The following is a 15,213-nucleotide window of genomic DNA, read 5'->3' as shown; positions in this document are numbered from 1 at the left end:
TTGCATTGCGGGTAACGTCCGGACCGTGCCCGACCGGACCCCGCTGCAGATCCAGCTCGCCACCGCCGACCGCCGGCCGACACCACTGGACGCGTTCCGCCTGGCCCGCGCCGACTTCCTGACCGGCCGGCGGCTCGACATCCAGTCACTCGCGACGCGGCTGGGGGTCAACCGGGTCACGCTGTACCGCTGGGTCGGCACCCGCGAGCAGCTGCTGGTCGAGGTGGTGTGGGCGCTGTCGAAGCAGACCCTCGACGCCGAGTGGGCCAGACTGCAGCCGCGGCCCGGCCCCCGGGTGCCGGAGCTGGTCGGCCGGTTCCTGCACGCCTGCTGGGGCCAGCCGGGCGCGCGGCGGTACCTGGAGCAGGAGAACGAGCTGATGATGCGCCTGCTGACCCTGACGTCCCACGGCTTCCAGCCCCGCCTCGTCGCCCTGCTGCGCGAGAAGCTGGCCGACGACATCGCGACGGGCCGCATCAGCAGCCCGCTGCCGCTGGACGAGCTCGCCTACGCGACCCTGCGCATCGCCGAGTCCTTCCACTACCGCCCCACGATCACCGGCGAGCCGGCCGATCCGGACGGCGCCACGCGCGTCCTGAGCGCCCTCCTCCGCCCGTAGTTCCGGGCGCCCCGCCCGTTGCTACGAGCTGGTCGAGTGGCCGGCGATGCCGGTGCGCAGCATCGCCACCAGGCGGCGGGCGTGGGTGGCGTCGGTGGTGAGGGCGGCGCCGCTCGCGAGGGTCAGCACGTCGGTGGCCGTGAGGCCGGCGCGCAGCCCGGGCCGCGCCCGCCGTACCAGACGGTCCGCGATCGAGGTGATCGACGCGTGCCACTCGTCGCCACCTGACCGACCGCGGCGACTTCGCGGGGCAGGCGGCGCTGTTCACGCAGGACGTGGTGTACGACGTGTCGGCCCTGGGCGGCGGCCGGCTGGTCGGCCTGGCGACGATCCGGGAGGCGGCGCTGACGCTGGGCGACGCCAACCCGGTCGCGCACCACGTGACGAACATCGTGCTCCGGGAGACCGCGGACGGCCGCGTCCACGCGGTGTCCAAGGGCCTGGGCGTCATGGCGGACGGCTCGACGGGCAGCGTCACGTACGAGGACACGGTCGAACGCACGCCGGCCGGCTGGCGCATCACCCACCGCGTGGTCCGTCCGCGTCGCACACCGCTGCGCGACTGACCTACGCTGCGAGGCATGGCTGTCGCCGGCGCCGCCGCACACCCCCCTTAGGTGGCCACATCCGTGGCCCCGAAAGGGGAACACCGTGTCCCGCACGGACAAGGACGCTCCGCGTCATCTGCAAACTGAACTGCGCCGGTGGGCCGTCGGCGCCGGCCCGACGCGCCAGTTCATCAACGACAACTGGACCAGCCGGGAACGCCAGGCCGCGCGGCTCGCCTGCCGCGAGGCCGCGAAGGAACATTGCGGCAACGGAACTGTGGACATCATCCCGACCACCCGCCAGCACCGGCAGTGTGCCCAGTGGTCGTGGTGGTGAACCAGCCTCGTCGCGCCGGGACCCGATCAGCGGTCCCGGCGCCCCGGTGCTCGCCGACCGGGCCGACGTCCGGCTGACCGACCACGAGGACACGCAGACCCTGCCCGCCGAGGGCGTCCACGTCCTGCTGAACGGACGGCCGCGCCGTCAGCTGACGCGAGATCCCGGCACGAGCCGCTCGACGAAGGCGCGGAAGTCGGGTGCGAGCCGCAGTTCGTGGCCCAGCTCGTTGTCGATCCAGGCGACCGACGGCACGCCCGTCGGCCCGCACGCGCGGTAGTCCAGCGCGACCCAGAAGTGCCCCTGACCGCTGAGCAGCACGCACGGCGACGGCAGCTCCCATTCCCGCACGAGGTACGGGGTGTCCAGCAGGGTCAGCGCTCCCGGCCGGTCGGCGAGGTCGAGGCCGAACAGGTGCTCGAACGGCACGTGATCGTCCGCGTAACCGTTCACTTCGGCAGGGCAGGCGTCCCACTGCTCGGCGACGCCGCCGCCGTTCTGGATTCGGAGCAGCCGCAGGAGGTCGTCGGGCAACCGGACGCCCAATACGCACTCGGCCGTGGCAACCAGATCGTCCGTCAACGGCGGCCGCCTGCCGTGTGTGCTGGTCGGGTGCCAGAAGCTCGCCACGATCTCGTCGAACGGTGCCACGCCGCGCATGCTAATGCAGTGGCCGTTGCCTGGCCGACTACTCCGCCTCCTCAAGCTCGTATCCGTGACGCTCCCGCACGTGGGAGCACTTGGCGTCAGCATCCGTGCGGCCCGCCCGATGTTGGGCAAGTGGTCACTTCAGGCTTGAGGCGTTCGTTGCGAACCGGACGGCGCGCCGGCGAGTTTCTCGAGGTAGGTCCCGTAGCCGGGTGCGTGGCGCCGCGTTGCCTGGATGAATGGCCCGGCAATGTGCCACACCCTGCGCGGTGAGTACCGGAAGAAGGTTGTGACCACGTCAGCATCGATGAGCCGGTGATGCACCAGGATGCCGAGAAACTCGAGCTGGTCGACCACCTCCTCCAGCGTCGCCAGATCCTCGGGCGAAAGCTGTGTCACGTCGAGGATGTCGCCGGTGTACAAGCGGCGCCTGAAGTCACTGACTGCGGGCGCTTCGTGCCATCGTCGGAACTCCATGAGCACCGAAGCGGTACGCGCCCGCCGGACTTCGCGAACCTGCAGGTGCGCATAGACGGCCGCAGCCAGAACTACTGCCGTGCTGACCACGGCAGCCAGCGCGCTGACGGCTGCCCAACCTGCCCCCGACATGACTCCTCGGTAGCACACCGCCGCCATGTTGGTCTTGGGCACCGGCTTGCGTTGCCGGTGCCGACACTCCACGAACGCGCGGCCGGGCTGGGCGGGCGGCACACCGTCACCGTCGAGCACCGTCGAGGTGGACGGCGGCGTCGTGTGGCCGCCTGCTACATCGGCTCCGAGGCGCTGACCAACGTGGTCCCGCCACGCGACCGCGACCGCGACTTCACTGTGGCGACCACCTGCCGGTCGGTGCGTGGAGCCTAAGCCTGCACCGTCGGCAGGATGCGGGTCACGTCGGTGCGGGTGGCGCCCTCGACCTCGATCTCGCCGGCCACGGTGAGGGTCAGGTGGGCGAAGGCCGGGGCCAGCGCGCGTAACGCCGCCAGGGGGTCGCCGTCGGCCGCGTGGTCGGCGATCCGAAGGGTCTTGATCGACAGGGTCTCCAGCTGGGGCAGGATCGGGGAGTCGGCGAGGGCCTGGAGCGTGCCGAGGTCGCCCGGGTCGAACTCGGAGCGGCTCAGGTCGAGGTGGCGCAGGCTGGGGAAGCCCGCCGGGTCGAGCTCCTCGAGCTGCTCGGCCGGGCAGTCGGTGCCGAACACGTCCGAGGTGATCTCCAGGCGCAGCGTCACGAGGCTGGGCGCCTTGGTCGGGAAGACCGCGCCGTGGGCCAGCAGCGCGCCGCGCAGGCGTAGGTCGGTGAGGGTCGCGCTGTCGATGTCGTCGAACAGCAGACCGCCCTCGGCGGTCAGCTCGCGCAGCGCCGGCAGCGCCTGCCACATGCCGGTGAGCGCGTCGTCGGTGAAGCCCTCGTGCAGGCGGCTCAGCGGGTCGATGGTGGCGCCGGTCGAGGTGCGGTGGTGCTCGTAGAGGTGCTCGAAGTCGTGCCCGAAATACAGGCTGACGAGCCGCCGCCAGGAGCGCGTGGCGAGGGCCTGCGCGGCGCGGCGGGCGGAGTGGTGGAAGTCGGTGAGGTGCAGCTCCAGCCGGCGCAGGCCGGCCGCGGCCGGGTCGGTGAGCAGGGCCTCGACGAGTGCGGCCTCCCACTGCTCCGGGTCGGTGGTGTCGGCGCCGAGCCGCTCGACCAGCGCCCCGCGGTCCTCGGCGGTGCCCGGCGCCAGCCGGAACACGGCCTCGTCGAGGTCGTCGCCGGACCAGGTGAGCTGCCACGAGCCGTCGGTGCGCAGCTGGTCGATCCTCTTGGTCACGCCGGCATCGTAGGCGCCAGGTACGACAGAAACGGTCAGCGGCAGACCACCGCGACGGTGGCGAACAGCCAGCACGAGCCGATGACCGACAGCAGGACGGCGACCGCGGCGCGGAAGGCGCTGCGGCGGGTCACCGACCAGGCCTGCTCCACCACGACCGCCGTCATCCAGACGAGCAGGACGAGCGGGAAGCCCAGGTCCCAATTGTCGTTGCCGAACGCGCTGGCGTTGCCGTTGGCCTGGTAGTTGGGGCAGTCCTCGTGGCGCGTGATCGGATCGAGGATCACCAGCAGTACCACGATGAGCGCCCCGCCGACGATGAGTGCCCAGAGGCCGCGAAGCCGGTTGTGGATCATGATCGCAGCCTAGCGGCGGTTCGGGCGGGACCTGCGGTGATCGTGTGCGGCAACGGTGAAGGCCCGGCGGACGCGGAGGAGGCCGTTGCGGCCGGCCGGTACGGTGACGGTGACGGTGACGGCGGAGGGACGGGGCTGTGGACGCGGACGGCGGATACGACTCGTACGGCGGCGCGACCGACGATCAGCAGTCGTTCGACCCGGCCACGGCGTCGGTGTTCGAGCACCCCGTGATGAACGCCCTGCGAACCGTCTCCATCCTGGTCATGTTCTTCGGCTGGACACCCTTCACGCTCCTCGGCGACGGCGAGCACTCGTTCTCCGGCCCCAACCACCGCTGGTGGCTGACCCTGCTCATCGTCTGGCTGTCCTGCACCGCGTTCGTCGGCATCGTCGCGCTGGCCGAGAAGCTGGCAAACCGGCCGGTCAGCCGTGGGCGTGGCCGGTGAGCGTGGCCTCGGCGAAGTAACCGAGCCGACGTGTCTGTCCGGTTGCGGACCCAGCCGGGAGGACCGCGGGACCAGGGTCCACCCTGGGCGCCCTTGCCGCGTGCATCCTCCAGGAGGTTCGGCCATGGCTCGAACACGCATCAGGTCGTTGCTCGTCATGTTCACCGCGCTGGTCACCACCGCGGTGGCCGTGCTCGTCTGCCCGGTTCCGGCGCTGGCGTACCCGTCGGGGGCCGGCTGGTCGGCGTACTGGTCCTACTACGACACCAAGAAGGCCCAGCTCGACGCGAAGATCCCGGGTGTCGACCTGCACGTGATGGTCGACGACACCGGCTCCGGCTACCGGTACCTCGCCGGGCAGGTCACCGACACCGCCGGCGACTCGAGCTGCGCCCGGGTCCAGATCTACGGCACGGTCACCGGTGGCCAGATCGAATACGTCGTGTGTGGCTCCGGTCAGTACCACCTGTTCGTCGCCTTCACCTCGGCCGAGCCGCTGCTGTTCGTCCTGCAGCGCATCCCGAACGGCACCACGACCGTCGCCAGCGCCGCCGACGTGCTGCTCCCCAGCCCGGCCACCGACCCGGGCGTCGGCGCTGCCGGCACCAAGGCCGGTTGGTGGTACACCAGCAGCGTCTACTACCAGTTCACCCTCGCCCGCAGCGGCGTCGAGGTGAACGGCGCCGGCCTGCACTTCTCCGGCCAGAACGCCCGGACCGTCGCCGCGAACGTGCAGAACCTCAACTCGCTCGGCTGCGCGAGCGCGTCGCTGAACGCCGCCAACGCGAGCACCTCGCAGCAGGCGTGCGGCACCGGCACCGCCGTGCCGCTCGACATCCCCATCGCGACCGGCAACATCGCCGTCTCCGCCTGCTGGCGCTCCACCATGACCCTGACCACCCGCTGCGTCACCACGAAGGTCTACGCCCCGAACTAACGGGAGACGAGACGGGGTCGGCCATGGTGACCGCGTCCGGGGACGGGTGAAGCCGTTCATGGGGTCATCGTCAGGGCCGGGTCCGTAGCGATCTCGATCATCTGATCGAGGGTGAGCGGGAGCTCGGGGCGGTGCTTTGCCGGGGCGTCGTCGCCGTTGCCCAGGCCCCAGTTGCGGACCTCCAGGACGATGCCGGTGCCGTCGATCTTGGTCACGTCGATCCGGGCGATCCACTTGGCGCCGTCGTGCTGGAAGTTCGGCATGGCCACGATCCGTTCGCCGTGCGGGCCGGTGGTCTGGGTGCAGTCGGCGTCGGGGCACGTCTGGAACTGCCCCACGCCGTAGCCGGACGGCCACCGCCGGCCATCCGGGGCGAACGCCGAGATGGGCTTGCCGATGCGGAACACGACGTTGCCCGTGCCGGACCGGTCGCGCAGGTCGGGTCCGACGACGAAGCTCTCCGCGTAGCGGCCGGTGTCCTGCGCCGCGAACTCGAACGGGCCGGCCGCGGCATCGTTGACGCCGGTGTCGAGGAACGTCGTTCCCCGCGGCGCCGCGACCCGCAGGCGCCCTTCGAGCGCCGCGCTCAACCGTTCGATCTGAGCCCTGTTGTACTGCGGCGGCGGCACGCTCGGCGTGGCCGTCGTCCCGTAGTCGGGGGAGGGCGTCATCTCCGGCCGGGACACGCAGTCGACCGCGCCGGGGGAGGGCGACACCGCGGCGCACCCGGAGTAGGCCACGGATGTCTCGGGTGCCGGGGCGGCCGGCGTGGCGCCGCCATGCCCGCCGGCCAGGGCGGCCGAGACCAGCACCACCGCCACGGCGAACCCGCCGGCCGCGACGGCCGGCCCGCGCCCGCGCCGCCGCCGCTCGCCGAAGTCCCCGAAGTCCCCGACCTCCGTCATGGCCGCCTCCCACGGATGAAGACAGCCCAGTGGACCACAATGGTTGCTCCGCCGCCGACCCCGGCGGCGGAGCATCGCGGCAAGGTCAGCGGTTGCCGCCCCGGAACACGCCGGTCCAGACGTTCACCGGGGTGTCGACCGCCACCATCGCGCCCTGCTGAGGGCTGTGCCGCAGGATGTCGCCGGCGAGCGGGCTCTCATGCACCTCCTCCAGGGTGTTGGTGCCCAGCCGCAGGAACGCCGCCCGCAGCGCGGCCTGGGCCTCCAGCAGGTCCATGCCCCGCAGGTCCGGCACCGGGACCGGCGTGGCCGCCATCGCCGGCGGGAACGGGCTCCAGCCCGTCCACGTGCCGTCGAGGTACTGGGCCCGGGCCCAGATCTCGCCGGCGCTGTTCGTCGCCCAGAGGTCCATCCGGCCGTCGGCGTTCGTGGCGGCCGCCACCGACAGGACGTACCCCGGCGCCGACGTCCCGGTGCCGCCGCCGAACGCCGCCAGGTCGGTCCAGGCGGCCGCCCCGGCGGCGGTCTGGGTGGCGAGCCAGACCTTGCCCATCGCGTCGGCACCGACGAGGTTGAGCCGGTTGCCGACGCCCATCCCGACGGCGATGGAGCTGAGCCGGCCCGGGACCAGCGACCAGGGGGTCCAGCCGGTCGGCGTCCGCGACCGGTGCCAGATCTGCCCCTGCTTGTTGAGGCCGAAGAACCAGGCCCGCCCGTCGGCGTTGGTCTCGGCCGCGACGGCCCGCAGCTGCCCGTCGATCCACTGCCAGGGCGTCCACGAGGTCGACGAGCCCTCCGTCTGCTGCCGGCGGTGGAACACCTGGTCGATCGAGTTGCAGCCGAACGCCTCCAGCTGGCCCTCGGCGTTGCGGGCGAGCGCGACCGAGCGCAGCTCGCCGTCGACCGGCAGCCAGTCCGACGCCGACCACGCCGCGTCGCGCTGCTGCTGGAACCGGTGCCAGATCCGGCCGGCGCGGTTGACGCCGAGCATCTCCAGGCGCCCGTCGGTGTTGGCCTCCACGGCCAGCGACACCACCTGCGCGGTACCGGTGTTGAGCTGCAGCCACGGCGACCAGGCGGACGAGCCGGCCGAGGCCTGCCAGCGGGCGAAGTTCCGGCCGAGGGTATCGGCGCCGACCATGGTGAGGCGCCCCTGGTGATCCTTCGCGCCGGCGATCGTCGCCGTGCGGATCGGCAGCTCGAACGGGGCCGGCAGCAGCAGGCAGGTGTTGCGGTCCTTCTCGGCGCCGCTGCGCACGTCGTGGCCGGTCAGGCGGACGCTCTCCTGGATGTCGTTGAGGGCCACCTCCCGGCCCAGCGACGCCAGCCGGGCCGGGTCGCTGATGTCGCCGCCGAAGTCGACCGGCGCGTCGATGTCGATCATCGTGGTGAAGATGGACAGCACGCCGGCGCTCTCGGCGATCTCGATGATCCGGCTCTGGATCGGCCAGTCGATGTGCGAGGCGGTGTTGACCTCCCAGAAGCCGCCCGGGAAGGTGAACTCGGCCGCCCGGCGGTGCGCGATGATCTCGTTGCGGTGGGTGTGGCCGTTGACCATCAGGATGACGTTCGGGTAGCGCAGCAGCAGCCGCTTGAGCTCCTCGCCGTTGTCGATGCTGGCGATGGTGTGGTGGCAGTAGACGACGACGAGCTTGTCCGTGACGTGGTCCTGCGTCACGATCGTGCCGCCGGCCTCGTACTTCGAGTGGCACTTCTGCAGCTCCCGCTCGAGCCACTCCAGCTGCGACGAGCCCACCCTGCCGTCGGACGAGTCGCTCTTCGTCGTGTTGAGGCAGATGAACTTGAACAGGTCGTCGGGCTGCGACGGGATCGTGTAGTAGGTGCCGAGGAACGGGCTGATGCCGTTGTCGACGAAGCCGTGGCCGGAGGGCAGCCCGGTGGTGGTGAAGTGCTCTCGGATGAACTGCTGGTGGGAGATGATCCGCCGGTTCCAGTCGGCGGTTACCGGGTTCGTCTCGATGTAGTGGAGCACGTTGTACATTTCTGTGGCAGTGGGCTGGCCGCTGGGCGGTGCCTGGTGGTTCAGGTAGAAGGTGCTGCCCTTGGGCTTGGCGTCGCCCACCGCGTAGTCCTGGGCGAGGTTCCCGGCCCAGATCTTGTCGGGGCTCAGGTTGCCCTGGACGTTGACGTCGTGGTTGCCGAAGGCCGTGTACCACGGCATTCTCAGCCCGTGCGCCTGGTATCCGCGGCGAGCGGCCGCCAGCAGGCCCGGGATCTCGGGGTAGCCGGCCTCGTGGTACATGTCGCGGCGGTTCGGCTCCCACGGGGCGGTGGGGAGTTCCGGGTGCCAGATCGAGAGGTCGTAGCGCAGGATGCTGCCGTGGACGCTGTGCTCGTCGAAGCCGCCCGAACGGGGCTCGACCCAGTTGCCGTCGAGCAGGTCGATGTACCAGCGGGTCTCGTTGTACTGGCAGTTGTCGATGGAGTCGCCGGTGACCAGGGTCATGCTCAGCGGAAGGCCGGTCGCGGGTCCGCCGTCGAGCCGGGCGATCGCGCGGCACATGGCGTCGGTCAGGTGGGTCGACAGGAACTCGTTCGGCCGGTACGAGGATTCGAAGTCCCAGCCGAACCGGCTGTACCAGTCGAGGAACTCCAGCCGGGCCGGGGACTTGTCGTCGACGATGTGCAGGTCGGACATCTGCGCGAACGCGATCAGCGGGCGGTCGCGCCGCGCGATGGTCGCGCTGACGAAGTCGGTGCGCAGGACGCGCTCCTCGCCGGGGCCGGTGACGACCTTGCGGTAGCCCAGTTCGTTCGGCGGCCCGGGCCGTACCGTCCCGTGCACGGTCGTCAACGAGGAGCCCGGCCCGGCCGCTGCGGCCGGCTCCGGTTGCTCGGTGCCGAGGTCGAGCGCTGTGCTCATCGCGGCCAGGCCGGTACCGACGATGACGCCGCGCCGTGAGATTTCCATGATGGTGCCCTTCCGAGCAGGTCGAGGTTGGTCCCGGCCATGCTGCCGAAGGGTGCGGGCACGGTTCATGAGGCGAGCGCCCCACGTTTGCCGGCGAGGGCGGTCGGATGCCGGACTGTGCTACTCGGCCAGTGGGGCGGGCAGGATGCCGTGGCTCAGGGCGTACAGGCTGGCGCCGGTGCGGTTGCTGACGCCGATCTTGGTGTAGATGTGCTGCACGTGGTTGCGGACCGTCTTCTCGGTGATGTGCAGGGCGGCGGCGATCGTCGCGTTCGGCTGGCCGCTCGCCACCATCCGCAGGACGTCGGCCTCGCGGGCGGTGATGCCGTCCGGCCAGTGGCCCCGGCGGGAGACCCGGGCGCCGGCCGCCTCCAGCACTGCCCGCACCGCGTCGGCGTCCAGGCGGGCCGCGCGGGCCTCCTCCCGCAGGCGCCGCGCGGCGTCGTCGGCGGACATCGCCGGGCGGTAGTGGCGGTCCTCGCGCAGGCCGACGTAGACGTCGGCGGCGGCGAGGAGCCGCTGGGGGCGGCGCAGCGACACGGCGTCGAGGCCGTGCGGGTAGCCGGTGCCGTCGAGGCGCTCCTGGTGGGCGCCCGCGACCGTGGCCACCTCGCGCAGCGCGGGCACCCGGCCGAGGATGCGGGAGGTGAGGTACGGGTACAGCCGCACCCGTTCGCGTTCGCTGTCCGACAGCGGGCCCGGCTTCTCCCAGATGCCGTTCGACACGCCCATCCGGCCGAGGTCGTGCACGAGCCCCGCCCGGCGCACCAGCCGGATCTCGGCGGCGTCCAGGCCGAGGCTCTGCGCGGCCCCGGCGGCGAGGGCCGCGACGGCCCGCGAGTGACCGGTCGCCGCCGGGCGCTTCAGGTCGGCGAAGTCGCCCACCGCCTCGAGCAGCTCGTCGAGCTCGTCCTCGGTCAGCTCGCCGGCGGCGCCGCGCTCCGGGGCGCGGTCCAGCGCGGCCCGCCACACGTCCTCGGCGGCTGCCTCCTCGGCCAGCTCGGCGGCGCCGGCCGCGAAGGCGGCGACCACCGCCGGGTCGAACTGGGTGCCGCTGCGGGCCCGGACCATCGCGAGGGCGTCGGCGACGCCGGAGCGGTGGAGGTACACCTCGGCGGTCTCGGCAAGATGGACGACCCGCATCTCGATCGGGACCTGTTCGCGTGCGGCACCGCCGGGTAGGCCGCCGCCGTCCCACCGCTCGAAGGCGAAGCGCAGCGCCTCGCTCACCGCGTCGCCCAGCCCGGCCCGGCGGGCCAGCGCGCTCGCCGACGCGCAGTGGGACTGGATCAGGTCGCGCAGGCGGGCCCGGGGCGCGACCAGCATCGCGGCGGCGCGCGCCGCGCGGGTCACCGGCGGGTGGCCCCGGCCGGCGCGCGAGACGAGCAGCCGCAGGAACGGCAGCCCGGACCAGTCGACGTCGTACGTGTCGCGGCGGAACGCGATGTCGTCGCCGAACCAGTCGGCGACCTCCCGCGAGTCGGCGTGGCAGCCGATCCAGGTCACCTGGGTCGCGTAGTACACGGTGGCCTGCGCGCGCTCGTCGAGCCCGAGCCGCCGGGCGAGCCCGGTCGCGAGCAGCGTCGCGCGCAGCATGTGCTCCATCGGCAGCCCGAGGCCGAGATCCACGGCCAGCGACAGCGCTGCGAGCACCTCCGCCCGGCTCGTGCCGGACCGTGATCGACCCACGCCCACCACTGTGCCAGGCGTCGGCGACTACACTGCGCCGGTGTTGTCGAACCGCAGGACCTATCGGATTGTCGACGGCGAGCAGATCGAGGGCACGTGGCGGCCGATCTTCATCCGCAACGGCTCGAGCTACTTCCTGACCGACCTGCTGATGTTCGCGGACGGGGCGATCTACTGCTGGGACTGGGTCGACCTCGACGGCCTGCGCGAGAAGCTGCGCAGCGGATGGGTCGCCACGCAGCTCGAGCCCGGCGTGCCGGCATCGGCGCACCACCTCGCGAGCTGGCGGCTCGACGAACCGCGCATGTGGGTGACGGCCGAGGAGCTCCTCGGGGAGGTCGCCGACGAGATCGACCAGCTCAACGACCGGCCCGACTCCACCGGTCGGTGTCTTCAGGCGCTGGACCGGTACCTCGGAACCCGGTCGGAGCAGGACCGGGCGACGCTGCTGACGGCGTACCTGGCGATTCCCGAGCACCTCCGGCACTACGCCCTCGGCGACATGGACGCCAAGGACTGGCCGCTGCGCGTGCTGTGCGCCCCGATCGGCGAGCACACGACCGACGGCGTCCTCGTGACCGAAGAGATGCACGCCGAGGCACACGAGTACTTCGCGGAGCGCGACCGGTCGGTGCAGGCGTGGCATGACCACCGCCCGGTCGACGCCCCGGAGCAGGCGCAGGACCCCACGGTCAAGCTCGCGACGATCCCCGGGGCGCCGGGCGTCGAGTGCCTGCGCAACGAGTACTCCACGACGATCGACATCGCCGGCGACACGTACGCCAGCGCCGTGCACGCCTACTGGGCCCTCGCCACCACCGACGAGGCCGCCCGGGCGGCGATCCGCGCCACCACGTCGGCGCTCGCCGTCGAACGCGCCGTCGGCCCGGCCCCGCTCAGGCCGGACTGGCCCCACCTCCGCCTGGCGGCGATGCATGCGGTACTGCGCGCCAAGTTCAACCAGCACCCGGACCTCGCCGACGTCCTCGTCGCGACCGGCGACGGCCGCATCGACTACAGCCTGGCATCGCCCTACTGGAGCGGCGGCGCGAAGGGTCGCAACTGGCTCGGCCGGCTGCTCGAACTGGTGCGCTCGGAGCTCGTGGCCGAGCGGGCCGGCTTCAAGCCGTAGCCGCGGCGCAGCTCCTCCAGCCGCACCCGTCCGGCTGGTCAGCCCGGCATGGGTACCCCGAGCAGGCTGCCGCGCACCGGGCTGTCGTGCACGAGCCACAGCCGGCCCCCGGCGACCAGGATCAGGTGCTGCACGCCCGGCCGGCCCTGCACCGGGGCGAGGAGGCCGAGGAGGGGCGGCTGCACCGGCAGCGAGAACGGGGACTGCAGCGTGTCCGGGCCGGCCGTGGCCTGGAAGGTGTACAGGCCGGTCGGCGACACCCTCCCGGTGGTGTCCATGCCGATCGCCCAGACCGTGCCGTCGGTGAGGTCGGAGATCAGCGGCTCGACCGGGTCCGCCATCGGCGTCGGTCTGCCCTGCGTCCCGTTCGCCGCGACCGGCGCCGAACAGTACTGGGAGAGCTTGAGCGGGCACAGGCCGACCTCGATCACGGCGGAGCCGTCGCCGACGACTCCGGTGGTGCCCAGGCCGTTGGAGTCCGGGTACAGCGCCTGCCGCCCGTCCCTGGTCACCTGCAGGATGCCGCCGGTGCCGGGCGCGGGCGCCCAGACCGATCCGTCCGCGCCGGCCGCCAGTGCGTTGGTGTTGACGACGCCTGCGGCGGTCAGCGGGATGCGGGTGGTGGTGCCGTCGGGGGCCATGCGGACCAGGGCGTTCGGGTCACCCGTGACCGCGGGGACGCAGCGCATCCAGAGGTACCCGTCGGAGGCCCGGAACAGCCCGTGCACGTTCCGGCAGCCGGTGGGCAACGGGAACTGGGCGATCGCCCGGGTGGCCGGGATGAAGCGCACCAGCACCTGCGTGCCGACCGCGGGCGTGCGGGAGCTGCCGACCATCCACAGGTGCCCGGCGCCGTCGAAGGCCAGGTCGTTGCCGAGCGCGGAGATGGTTGTCGTGCCCGCGGCCAGCGGCGCGTAGGTCTGCACCTGCATGGTCCCGGTGTCGACCGCCTTGATCAGGGTCACCGGCTGCGTCAGCGTGTCCTCCCACGCCGTCACCCAGATCCGCCCGTCCGGCCCGGCGGTCGCCATGGTCGCGTTGAGCGGCAGGTCGACGACGGTGGTCGGGACGGCGGGCCGGATCGTCAGGCTCCGCGTGGCGGTCGCGGTGAAGCCCAGCCCGTCGCGGACGGTGAGGGTCACCGTCGTCGTGCCGGCCGTGGCCGGGGTGCCGGTGAGCCGGCCGCCCCGGTCGAGGGTGAGCCCCGCGGGCAGCCCGGTCGCCGACCACGAGTACGGCGCGGTGCCGCCGCTCGCGGTCACCAGGAACTCGGGGTACACCTTGCCGGTCGTGCCGTCCGGTAGCGCGGCCGTGGTGATGGCCAGCGGCGGCGTCTGCTGCGCGCAGCCGGCGGGCTGGTCGTGGGTGAGCACGCAGATCGCCGTCCGGACCGTCGCGCGGGCCACCGGGTCGGAGCCGGCCCGGTCCAGCATGAGCTGCTGGAGCAGGCGCCAGTGCCGCAGCGTCGCCTCCCGGGCGACGGCCTTGGCGGTGTCCAGCCCGGCGCGCCGGGAGTACAGGGCCCGGGCCTTGTCGAAGCGGGTGTCGTCCTTGGCGAGGGCCCACGGCTCGGGCAGCCCGGTGGTCCTGGTGGTGCCGTGGTACAGCAGCGCCGTGCAGTCGGGACGGCTGTCGGTCGGGTAGCAGCCGGTGACGAGGCCGCGCTCGATGACCGGGGCCGCGCCGGTGTACGCGGCGGCCGGGTCGAACAGGTCGGTCGGTGTCGTGCGGTTCAGGCCCGCCGGGAGGAGCAGCAGCGGCTGCCCGGGGACCCCGGGCGGGTCGACCCAGTTGGAGTGGGCGTAGAAGTCCTGGATCGTGTGCAGCGCGCGGCCCAGCTGGTACAGCGCGGTGCACTTGGCGGTGCGTGCGGGCAGGGCCGGGCCGGCGTCGCCGGGGTTGAGGGCCGCGATGTCGGTGCAGCTCGGCCCGACGCCCGGGCCGGCCGGCGGGTAGGTGTCGCCGGCCGCCGTCGTCGCGGCCGTCACCGCCGACCTGGTCCGGGCCCGCGTCCGCGTGACGCAGTCCGCGATCGCCGCGGCCGCGCTCGCCTCGCTCTGCCCGACGCCGTCGTACGGCGGGCGGCTCCACACGCCGAACAGGATCGTCAGGGTCCGTTCGTCGGCGGGTCGGCTCAGGTCGGCGAGGTACTTCGCCAGGCGGGTGCGCTGACCCTGCTCGGACCGCAGCTCCGCCGGGATGCCGGGTGCGAGCCACAGGCGCAGCAGCGACTGCGGGAACACGAACCGCGGGCGCAGCGTGATGCGCGCGAACCGCGAATACTTGGCGAGGAACGCGCGGACCGTGTCGTAGATGAGCTGCCGCCGCTGGCTCATGGTGCCGCGGTTCCCGGGCGCGTCGCTCAGCCGGGGATCGGTCCAGATCCGGCGCAGCAGCGGCACGACGGTCTCCGGCGCGGCGGCGTCCGCGGCCGGCACGTAGTCGCCGTTGTCGCAGTGCGCGGAGCTCTGGGTCTCCCCGGACAGCAGGCTGTCGGGGGCGGCGACGGCGTTGAGCAGCACCTGCAGGCTCTCGGGCTGGAAGCAGTCGGTGAACGGCCCCGGGTCGGGCGGACAGCCGAGGACCGAGGTGATCTCCTGGTGCACCTTGTAGTCCAGCGCCGACGAGAACGCCGAGGCGCGCTCGGGCGACACAAGCACCGCGCCGCCGGCCGCCACGACGAGCGTGAGCGCGGCTGCCGTGATACGCCGGTAGGCCTGTCTTCCACCGTGCGGGAACCGCCACATGGCGCCGAGCCTAGGAGCGGCCGCCGATTCCGGCATTGGGCCGACCGGATGAGCCGTTCCGCTTCGACCGTGTGTCTACTGAGGATTCGCGCTGCCCGTCCGCCGCAGC

At 72.5% G+C, this 15,213-nt stretch carries 14 protein-coding genes; 6 read left to right on the top strand and 8 right to left on the bottom strand.

What is annotated here, in order from left to right:
• Positions 1-25 precede the first annotated feature (25 nt).
• From ABZS66_RS26620 to ABZS66_RS26610, 3 genes are all read left to right on the top strand, one after another.
• Positions 26-619, top strand: coding sequence for a QsdR family transcriptional regulator (locus tag ABZS66_RS26620; RefSeq protein ID WP_354762130.1), 594 nt, complete (start codon positions 26-28; stop codon positions 617-619).
• A gap of 224 nt (positions 620-843) precedes the next feature.
• Positions 844-1,185, top strand: a complete 342-nt coding sequence (locus ABZS66_RS26615; protein ID WP_354762155.1) for a nuclear transport factor 2 family protein — start codon at positions 844-846, stop codon at positions 1,183-1,185.
• Positions 1,186-1,270: 85 nt separating this feature from the next.
• Positions 1,271-1,504: a hypothetical protein gene (locus ABZS66_RS26610; protein ID WP_354762128.1), complete on the top strand. Its 234-nt coding sequence runs from the start codon at positions 1,271-1,273 to the stop codon at positions 1,502-1,504.
• 147 nt (positions 1,505-1,651) lie between these two features.
• On the opposite strand, the gene ABZS66_RS26605 is transcribed toward ABZS66_RS26610, so the two are convergent.
• The 4 genes from ABZS66_RS26605 to ABZS66_RS26590 form a co-directional block, all read right to left on the bottom strand.
• Complete coding sequence (locus tag ABZS66_RS26605; protein ID WP_354762126.1) at positions 1,652-2,155, bottom strand: SMI1/KNR4 family protein; 504 nt, start codon at positions 2,153-2,155, stop codon at positions 1,652-1,654.
• Positions 2,156-2,293: 138 nt separating this feature from the next.
• Positions 2,294-2,881, bottom strand: coding sequence for a hypothetical protein (locus ABZS66_RS26600; RefSeq protein ID WP_354762124.1), 588 nt, complete (start codon positions 2,879-2,881; stop codon positions 2,294-2,296).
• A gap of 131 nt (positions 2,882-3,012) precedes the next feature.
• Positions 3,013-3,957 (bottom strand): hypothetical protein, encoded by a 945-nt coding sequence (locus tag ABZS66_RS26595; protein ID WP_354762122.1) that lies wholly within the window; start codon positions 3,955-3,957, stop codon positions 3,013-3,015.
• Between the two features lie 35 nt (positions 3,958-3,992).
• Positions 3,993-4,313: a hypothetical protein gene (locus ABZS66_RS26590; protein ID WP_354762120.1), complete on the bottom strand. Its 321-nt coding sequence runs from the start codon at positions 4,311-4,313 to the stop codon at positions 3,993-3,995.
• A 137-nt stretch (positions 4,314-4,450) separates the two neighbouring features.
• Between ABZS66_RS26590 and ABZS66_RS26585 the strand changes: the two genes are divergently transcribed.
• Positions 4,451-4,762, top strand: a complete 312-nt coding sequence (locus ABZS66_RS26585) for a hypothetical protein (RefSeq protein ID WP_354762118.1) — start codon at positions 4,451-4,453, stop codon at positions 4,760-4,762.
• A gap of 124 nt (positions 4,763-4,886) precedes the next feature.
• On the top strand, positions 4,887-5,699 hold the full coding sequence (locus tag ABZS66_RS26580; protein WP_354762116.1) for a hypothetical protein: 813 nt from the start codon (positions 4,887-4,889) through the stop codon (positions 5,697-5,699).
• Between the two features lie 56 nt (positions 5,700-5,755).
• On the opposite strand, the gene ABZS66_RS26575 is transcribed toward ABZS66_RS26580, so the two are convergent.
• The 3 genes from ABZS66_RS26575 to ABZS66_RS26565 form a co-directional block, all read right to left on the bottom strand.
• Positions 5,756-6,604: a hypothetical protein gene (locus ABZS66_RS26575; RefSeq protein ID WP_354762114.1), complete on the bottom strand. Its 849-nt coding sequence runs from the start codon at positions 6,602-6,604 to the stop codon at positions 5,756-5,758.
• Between the two features lie 85 nt (positions 6,605-6,689).
• The gene (locus ABZS66_RS26570; protein WP_354762112.1) at positions 6,690-9,536 is read right to left on the bottom strand and encodes a TIGR03767 family metallophosphoesterase; all 2,847 of its coding nucleotides are present in this window, start codon (positions 9,534-9,536) and stop codon (positions 6,690-6,692) included.
• A gap of 120 nt (positions 9,537-9,656) precedes the next feature.
• Positions 9,657-11,225, bottom strand: a complete 1,569-nt coding sequence (locus ABZS66_RS26565) for an HD domain-containing phosphohydrolase (RefSeq protein ID WP_354762111.1) — start codon at positions 11,223-11,225, stop codon at positions 9,657-9,659.
• 40 nt (positions 11,226-11,265) lie between these two features.
• Here ABZS66_RS26565 and ABZS66_RS26560 point away from each other — a divergent pair, with 40 nt between their 5' ends.
• The gene (locus tag ABZS66_RS26560) at positions 11,266-12,357 is read left to right on the top strand and encodes an NADAR family protein (RefSeq protein WP_354762109.1); all 1,092 of its coding nucleotides are present in this window, start codon (positions 11,266-11,268) and stop codon (positions 12,355-12,357) included.
• A 38-nt stretch (positions 12,358-12,395) separates the two neighbouring features.
• Here the strand turns inward: ABZS66_RS26560 and ABZS66_RS26555 are convergent, their stop codons facing one another.
• Entirely contained in the window at positions 12,396-15,104 is a 2,709-nt protein-coding gene (locus ABZS66_RS26555; RefSeq protein ID WP_354762107.1) for a putative Ig domain-containing protein, read from the bottom strand.
• Positions 15,105-15,213 lie beyond the last annotated feature (109 nt).

The organism is Dactylosporangium sp. NPDC005572, assembly GCF_040605515.1.
In the GTDB taxonomy this organism is placed as follows: Bacteria; Actinomycetota; Actinomycetes; order Mycobacteriales; family Micromonosporaceae; genus Dactylosporangium.
Note: the sequence above shows the minus strand (reverse complement) of the source record. Positions and strands in the feature narration are given on the sequence as shown.